This is a genomic window from Bartonella sp. AP36NXGY (genome assembly GCF_042195865.1).
Taxonomy (GTDB): domain Bacteria; phylum Pseudomonadota; class Alphaproteobacteria; order Rhizobiales; family Rhizobiaceae; genus Bartonella.
In genome coordinates this window covers 1-5493 of sequence record NZ_JBHIPD010000045.1, presented here as the reverse complement: position 1 = coordinate 5493, position 5493 = coordinate 1, and the positions used below count along the sequence as shown (strand labels likewise).

Below are 5493 nucleotides of genomic sequence, written 5' to 3'. Positions count from 1 at the left end.
GGTTATTCACCCCATATCTTAAGATTGACCCGTGACATAAGCCGCCCATTTATCCATATAAACGCGGCGCTGTTCTAGATAATCAGTCCGACGATAGGCACGCTCTACTTTACCTCCTACTGTATGACTTAGAATGGTTTCAGCGACCTCATAGGGAGCATCGGTTGTTTCAGCAAGCCAATTGCGTAAACTAGAGCGAAAACCATGCGGGCAGGCTTCAAGTTTATTGTCTCTCATATATTTTGCCATACAATTCTCAGCAAGGGGAGCTCGACCGGAAAAAGACAGAATGAAATTACTTTTGGAAATACAACGGGCTTGTTTAATCACTTTTAGCGCTTCAGATGATAGAGGTACGCGAAATTCTGTTGTAGCGTCACGCAAACCTTTCATATTCTCAGCAGGAATAGTCCATACATCATCTTCAATCTGATCTTCACGAATATGACGCAAAGGGTTGGTACGAACGCCTGTCAGGATAAGCAAGCGCAAAGCCAGTTGTGTTATGTTTTGTGTTTTACAGAGTAACTGATAAAAGGCGGGAACATCTTTCCAATCCATTGCAGGTCTATTAGTGGTTTTATGACGTTGTTTACCTAAGAGCGCGCGTGCTTTTTCTGTTGCTTGTAAATCAACATCTAACCCTAATGCAGCCGCATGTTTGAGACAAAGATTAAGACGATTTAGTGCTTTCTCTGCTGTTGCAGCTTTTGTATGCCAGATAGGAGCAAGGGTATTGCGTATCTCTGTTTGTGTAATCTCTGAAACGGGCAGACAGCCCAATTTAGGGAGAATATGAAGGCGTAATGGTAAAAACCAATCACAAGCTTTACCATCTCTTTTTAATTCAGCTTTACGGCTTTCAAAAGCATCTAAAGCAATGTTTTTTAAATAATGAAGATTACGCATTGCCTCACGCTTTTGTTTATCGCGTTCTTTAATGGGGTCACGACCCTCATGTAAAACAGCACGCCATTGGTTTGCCAATTCACGGGCTTTTTTTAAAGAGACATGTCTTAAGGCGCCCAAGCCCATTTCACGGCGCCGACCGTGAATGGTATAACGATAAAGCCATTGAGCACCACCATCTTTACGCTTATGGAGGATCAAGCCGGCACCATCATTATATTTGCCAGCTCCCAATGTTGCGACAGCCCTTGCGTTAAGACGATTCATAAGAACCATTTTCATTCCTTTCTTATACAGTTTTACCCACACGCCAGCCCCGCTTATGCCGTGCAAGCAAATGGGTTTGTTTGATTCAATATAAACAGACTTGAAATGAGAGAATCTTACGTTATTCGAGACTCTCATTCAACATACAAAACAGTGAATTATCATTATAAATCAGTGTGTTGTAGGTTTACAGAAAAAGACAAGCCACCGCGTTTACCTTGGTTTATCAGGAGCCCCTTTGCTAATTTTTTATATTATTCAACGCCTATAACAGAAGGTCTGAATGACAGAGAGCATCATGAACATCATCTCATGGCAGAGAGGGTTGGTGGTGTTGAAACGCGCCCCGTTAATGTGAGTGTAATTTATGGGATCAAGACATGAGGAGTTGAAATGTCATTAAAACCGTTTGCGATATCAGAGATTAGCGACCCGTCTCAAGTACGGGTCGTTTTGTATTCTGGGGGAGGTTTTGTACATGCGCCGCTTACTGGCGTTTTTGATTTACTGAAAGCCGCTTTGAAAACAGAGCTTGATGGTTCACTGAAAGATTTAGAGAAGCGCTTAGAGACCTTAAGAGAAGAGTTTGAAGATTTGAAAGAGTGTTCATTGGATGAAGCCCTCTGAATGAAGGAATAAAGCAGATGAAGATACCCGATCATGAACATGAATATTTGATACCTGTTGCAACGAAAGAGGAAATCAGAGAAGGGACTTCTCAAGACAGCGTTGTTGTTCCAAAGCTTTTAGGGACGGCCTCTTTGTATTCGTATGAAACCTTTGCGCCGTTAGAGCAGGTTGTTAATGCACGTCAAGAAGCAGAAAAAGCCATGTCGCGTGCGAATGGTGCGCAACAGGTTGCAGAAGAGGCGAAAAAAGTATCGGAAAGAGCGCTTAGCGAAGTTACCAAAACGGGTGAAGCGGTTACAGCAGTAACAACAACGGCTAATCTTGCAAAAGATACAGCGGATACAGCCAAGGGATTAGCCGAAGAAGCCAAGAGTGCCTCTGATGCCGCCAAGCAAATGGCAGAAGAGGCAAAGGCAGGATTTGATAGAGCTACAGGGGAAATAAGTAGTACGAAAGGTTCATTGGCTACGGCATTGCAAAGTTTTGTAGAGGTCAAGCAGGCAAGTGAGAACGCCGTCCATGTCTCGACAGAAGCAAAGAGATTAGCCGATGAATCGAAATCCATTGCTGAACGTGCAGAACAAACAGCGAGAGATGCTTCCCAAACAGCAACAGAGACGACGCAAGTAGCCGCAACAGCGGTAGCAACGTGTCATGAAGTTAAGACAGTAGCGACACAAGCAAGTATGAAGGCAGATGGAGCCAAACAGACAGCCGCTGATGCGAAGGATATTGCCGAAGAAGCAAAAGGTTTATCGGAACGGGCGACATCTTCTGTTAGAGAACTTACAAAAACAGCGTCTCAAGTACAAACGGCAGTAGAGAAGGCATTAACGGAGTCAAGAGAATCCAAACAGATAGCAGAGTCATCTAAGACACTCTCAGAAGAAGCCAAACAACTCGCAACAGAAGCCCAAAATGCCTCTACCAATGCGCTTACAGAAGCGAATGCAGCGAAGGATAAAGCATCTACAGCGCTTACCTTAGTCAATGATGTCAAGAATATTTCTGAAGAAGTGAAAGGTATTGCAGAAACGGCATTATCGACCGCTACCACAGCTAAACAGGCTGGTGATGAGATCGGGCAAAAAGCTTTAGAAGCGTTAACGAAGTCGAGTGAAGCTAAGAGTTTAGCGGAAACAGCTCATAGCACAGCAGTAAGTTCACAGCAGACAGCCGCTGATGCAAAAGCTAAAGCCGAAAGTGTAGAGACAGTTGCGAATGCAGCGAAGAGCACAGCAGAAGAAGCCAAGAGTGCAGCAGATAGTGCAATAGCGAAAGCGGAGCAAGCCCAACAGAGCACAACAGAAGCCTCTAGAATAGCTTTGGAAGCGAAAGCGGTAGCAGAGTCTGCGGTGCCGTTCAGGAGAGACGGCAGGGCAGGTGAGTGGGGAAGCGGTGAAGGGCATAGCACAAGAGGCGAAGCGTAAAGCGGAAGAAGCCGAGAAAATAGCACAAGAAGCCAAACAGACAGCAGGTTATGCCAAACATGATGCGGAGCAAGCGCGTAGTGAGGTGGAAAATGCAAAAAGCACAGCGAATGCAGCGTGGAATAAAGCCCACAAAGCGAATGAAACAGCAGATAGTGCTAAGCTTACAGCAAGTTTAGCAGAAACGGCAGGCGAAGAAGCCAAGAAAATAGCAGAGAAAGCCAATAATTACGCGTATGAAGCAAAAGATGAAGCCGGAAAAGCCAAGGAAATAGCCAATAGTGCAAAATATGCAGCAGGAGAGGCGCAAAAGGCAGCTGAAACAGCGGGTAAAAAAGCCGCGTCTTTAGAAGCAGCCGCAGAAGAAGCACAAAAAATAGCTAAAGAAGCCAAACAGACAGCAGGTTATGCTAACCATGATGCGGAGCAAGCGCGTAGTGAGGTGGAAAAAGTAAAAAGCACAGCGAATGAAGCGTGGAGTAAAGCTTACGACGCGAATGAAGCAGCCAATAACGCTAAGACTATAGCAAGATTAGCAGAAATGGCAGGTGAAGAAGCCAAGAAAATAGCAGAGAAAGCCGATGACCGAGCGTATGAAGCCAAGAATGAAGTAGAAAAAGCCAAGGAAATAGCGAGTAATGCAAAATATATAGCAGGAGAGGCGCAAAAGGCAGCTGAAACAGCGGGTAAGAAAGCCGCGTCTTTAGAAGAAGAAGCGGAAGAGGCACAAAAAATAGCCAAGGAAGCCAAGGAGTCTGCTGGTTATGCAAGACATGATGCGACGCAAGCGCGCAATCAGGCAGAAAATGCAGAGAAAATAGCCTCGTCTGCGAGGAGTAGGGTTATTGATATCAACCAAGTGGTTGAGAATTTTAAAGCCCCCGTAAGTTTAGCGCGGATGTACTCAGAAGAAGCCAAGAAAAAAGCCGAGTCGGCAGATTCACAAGCCTATCAAGCCAAGAGCGAAGCCGAAAAAGCCAAAGAAGTAGCCGATAGAGCGAAAAGGACAGCAGAAGAAGCCAAAAAAACAGCCGATACGACGAAACAAGAGCTTGGAGGGATCAAGAGTTCCCTAGCAACGGCAACAACAGCCCATACAGTAGCTTCACAGGCAAAAGCGCTAGCGGAAGAGGTAAACAATTTACTGAAACAGTCCAATTTAACGGTTCTTTCAATTTCCACCCCGTTTCTTGTAGCGACAGGCAAAGCGCAATTAACCTTGAAAAAAGGAACACGCATAACTTTGGCATTAGGCAATGATATTTTAGTTGCAAGTTATACGGTAGATACAAGAATAAGCGTTCCTTCTCTTTCGGCGGGTAAGGATTATTATGTTTATTTGGTTTCTGATGGAGGACAGTCTCATAAATTTGTTTTATCAGAAAACTCTACGTATCCAAGGGATTACACAGTGAGTAATTCGCGAAAGATAGGAGGGTTTCATACGCTCTGTGCGGATGTTGGTACGATTTCCGGTCATCCATTGTCTGGTTATAGAGCAGGGGATATTTTACCCAATTCAGTTTGGTGTCTCAATCACCGTCCGCATAGTTCACCAGAAGGTATGGTTTATGACCCCTCTACAGATCTTTGGGTTGATATTTATCTTCAGTCAGGCACCGGTGAAAATACGCGCTCGGCATATGGTGTTCCGATCACAACAGGTCGTACCTATACAGATCATGTAACGGATATGATGCGTGTCAAGAAATCCTTACTGAGTGATGTGGAATTTGCTTCAACCATGTATGGAAGTAATGACAAAACAAGTATTAAAGGTAAGACTCCCCCCTCTCCTAAGACTTCAGGAGGTCACGTTGATACAGCAAATCGTCGTATGATCTCGCATATCGGTTGTGAGGAAGGTTGCGGTTATGTTTGGCAGTTTTTAGCAGGAACGTTTCCTATGCAAATAACGAATAGGGGGCAGGCTAGGTTAGAAATGAGATGGTTATCAGGAGGAGGAGGGTGGAGTCATGGTGTAGATAGCGGATGTTTTGCACGCTCCACGGTATCTTATTCTAGAGGTAATGAACAATTATGTGCGCGTGGTTGTAGCCATTCCCGTGATTTGTGAGGAGGGGTAGATGATAGATTATCCAGAACATTTAAATAGCAAGCAAGATTATCTGAACATGCTTTCTTTTGACAAAGTTGAAACGGTAAGAAGGCTAGAGATGCTTTTAGCAACACGTTTTTATTGGGTCTTTGTTAAAGAGCTTGGAGAGGGAGAAGAGGGGATTGAAGATGACACGCA

The 5493-nt window shown here is 44.5% G+C and carries 4 protein-coding genes and 1 pseudogene; 4 read left to right on the top strand and 1 reads right to left on the bottom strand.

Features of this window, described 5'->3' with window-relative positions; all coding sequences use genetic code 11:
• Positions 1-18 precede the first annotated feature (18 nt).
• Positions 19-1185, bottom strand: a complete 1167-nt coding sequence (locus ACFINX_RS09225) for a tyrosine-type recombinase/integrase (RefSeq protein WP_375612608.1) — start codon at positions 1183-1185, stop codon at positions 19-21.
• A gap of 177 nt (positions 1186-1362) precedes the next feature.
• On the opposite strand from ACFINX_RS09225, the pseudogene ACFINX_RS09220 reads away from it, so the two are divergent.
• The 4 genes and pseudogenes from ACFINX_RS09220 to ACFINX_RS09205 all read left to right on the top strand — a co-directional run.
• Positions 1363-1560 (top strand): annotated as a pseudogene (locus tag ACFINX_RS09220) (phage tail protein); the annotation flags it as partial.
• 9 nt (positions 1561-1569) lie between these two features.
• Positions 1570-1803 carry a hypothetical protein gene (locus ACFINX_RS09215; protein WP_375630375.1) on the top strand — a complete coding sequence of 78 codons (234 nt, stop codon included), beginning with the start codon at positions 1570-1572 and terminating at the stop codon, positions 1801-1803.
• A 17-nt stretch (positions 1804-1820) separates the two neighbouring features.
• The gene (locus ACFINX_RS09210; protein ID WP_375668717.1) at positions 1821-3236 is read left to right on the top strand and encodes a hypothetical protein; all 1416 of its coding nucleotides are present in this window, start codon (positions 1821-1823) and stop codon (positions 3234-3236) included.
• Positions 3205-5313, top strand: coding sequence for a hypothetical protein (locus tag ACFINX_RS09205; RefSeq protein WP_375668716.1), 2109 nt, complete (start codon positions 3205-3207; stop codon positions 5311-5313). The genes ACFINX_RS09210 and ACFINX_RS09205 overlap by 32 nt, the downstream gene beginning before the upstream one ends.
• Positions 5314-5493 lie beyond the last annotated feature (180 nt).

Coding starts and splice junctions, on each gene's coding strand:
- ACFINX_RS09225 (WP_375612608.1), bottom strand. CDS start 1,185: ATGGTTCTTATGAATCGTCTTAACGCAAGGGCTGTCGCAACATTGGGA.
- ACFINX_RS09215 (WP_375630375.1), top strand. CDS start 1,570: ATGTCATTAAAACCGTTTGCGATATCAGAGATTAGCGACCCGTCTCAA.
- ACFINX_RS09210 (WP_375668717.1), top strand. CDS start 1,821: ATGAAGATACCCGATCATGAACATGAATATTTGATACCTGTTGCAACG.